The 1,905-nt window shown below is 40.7% G+C and carries 3 protein-coding genes; all 3 read left to right on the top strand.

The window, feature by feature from the left end:
* Positions 1–268: ArsB/NhaD family transporter (locus G6Q48_RS21870; RefSeq protein WP_305849365.1), on the top strand; the 268-nt coding region annotated here is incomplete at its 5' end.
* Between the two features lie 10 nt (positions 269–278).
* Positions 279–704, top strand: coding sequence for a glutaredoxin-dependent arsenate reductase (gene arsC, locus G6Q48_RS21875; RefSeq protein ID WP_042849113.1), 426 nt, complete (start codon positions 279–281; stop codon positions 702–704).
* A 283-nt stretch (positions 705–987) separates the two neighbouring features.
* Positions 988–1,905 (top strand): SulP family inorganic anion transporter (locus G6Q48_RS21880; protein ID WP_166268398.1); only part of this gene is annotated, 918 nt, incomplete at its 3' end.

Here is a 1,905-nt window from a genome sequence, read left to right on the forward strand (position 1 = left end):
ATTAATTGGTGCTTTATCCATTGAAGGGAGTGAAGCGTCAGGGCTAATTCAACAAGCAATGGTTTATGCCAATGTGATTGGTGCCGATTTGGGGCCTAAGATTACACCTATAGGGAGTTTGGCGACGTTGCTGTGGCTGCATGTTTTATCACAAAAGAACATGAGCATTACATGGGGATACTATTTTAAAACAGGGATCATCATGACACTCCCTGTACTTACCGTCACTCTCGTTGCTTTAGTGCTTCGACTTTCACTGTTAAATTAAGGCTAACCGAATGAATGAAATTACCATTTATCACAATCCAAATTGTGGCACTTCACGCAATACGCTTGCTATGATCCGCAATAGCGGCGTTGAGCCAACGATTATTTATTATTTAGAAACACCGCCGACTAAAGATATGTTAGTACAACTTATTGCTGATATGAATATCACGGTAAGGGCGTTACTACGAAAAAATGTTGAACCGTATGAACAATTAGCTTTAGAAAATGATATTTATACCGATGACCAACTGATTGATTTTATGTTGCAGTACCCAATACTGATTAATAGACCCATTGTTGTTACGCCAATAGGAACTAAACTTTGCCGACCTTCAGAAGTCGTATTGGATATATTACCTCATCCGCAACAACGTGAATTTATCAAAGAAGATGGTGAGGTTATTGTTGATAAACAAGGCATTAGAGTAAAGTAAATCACTGACGATATTTATCATGATGAGCGTACCGATGTATGGCATCAGTACGCTCATGTTAATCCGGTACTTGCTTAAGGTCGTTGATATTGGTATTTTAAAAAAATATACTATTCATAGGAACAGCTGATCATATTATGCGCCTTACTCCACCCTGAGATACCCCCTTCCTTTTAGGTTGATACTAAATCAGCCAATTTCCACATCCCTTCTTTGGGATAATTTCGTTTATTTAAAATATACTCTCCCATCTTGGGATTGATAGATTACAAGGTAGTCTAATATGCTTTTGTCCTCCTCTCGTCAGGACTGGCTGGGTAACATCCGTGGGGATGTCCTAGCCGGTATTGTTGTTGCTTTAGCGTTAATTCCTGAAGCCATCGCATTTTCAATTATTGCAGGCGTCGACCCCAAAGTTGGGTTATACGCCGCATTTTCTATTGCGGTAATTATCGCTTTTATCGGGGGGCGCCCCGGCATGATTTCATCGGCAACTGGTGCAATGGCACTTTTAATGGTCGTTCTGGTGAAAGAACATGGCCTTCAGTACCTATTAGCTGCGACGGTATTAACCGGGATATTTCAAGTTATCGCAGGATATTTAAAGCTCGGTAATTTAATGCGATTTGTTTCACGTTCGGTGGTAACGGGATTTGTTAATGCGCTGGCTATCTTGATTTTTTTAGCGCAACTCCCTGAATTAACCAATGTGAGTTGGCATGTTTATGCAATGACCGCGGCAGGCTTAGGGATTATCTATCTGTTTCCATTAGTCAATAAAACCATTCCGTCTCCATTAGTGTGTATTGTTGTATTAACGATAATTTCAATATGGCTTGGTCTTGATATCCGAACGGTTGGTGATATGGGCGTTCTGCCTGACAGTTTGCCTATCTTTCTTTTGCCCGATATTCCCTTGAATATTGAAACGCTACTTATCATATTACCCTACTCATTAGCGCTTGCTGTTGTTGGCTTATTGGAATCAATGATGACTGCAACGATTGTGGATGATTTGACGGATACAACCAGTGATAAAAATCGAGAATGTAAAGGGCAAGGCATTGCCAATATAGCCACTGCATTTATTGGCGGGATGGCAGGATGTGCGATGATCGGTCAATCCATTATCAATATAAAATCGGGTGGCCGAGGTCGATTATCGACACTGGTTGCGGGTGTTGTTTTATTACTAATGGTG

This window comes from Providencia sp. M-27 (assembly GCF_011077905.1).
Classification (GTDB): domain Bacteria; phylum Pseudomonadota; class Gammaproteobacteria; order Enterobacterales; family Enterobacteriaceae; genus Providencia; species Providencia huaxiensis.

Bases quoted from the DNA above. Each gene is read 5' to 3' on its own strand.
- arsC (WP_042849113.1), top strand. From the start codon at position 279: ATGAATGAAATTACCATTTATCACAATCCAAATTGTGGCACTTCACGC.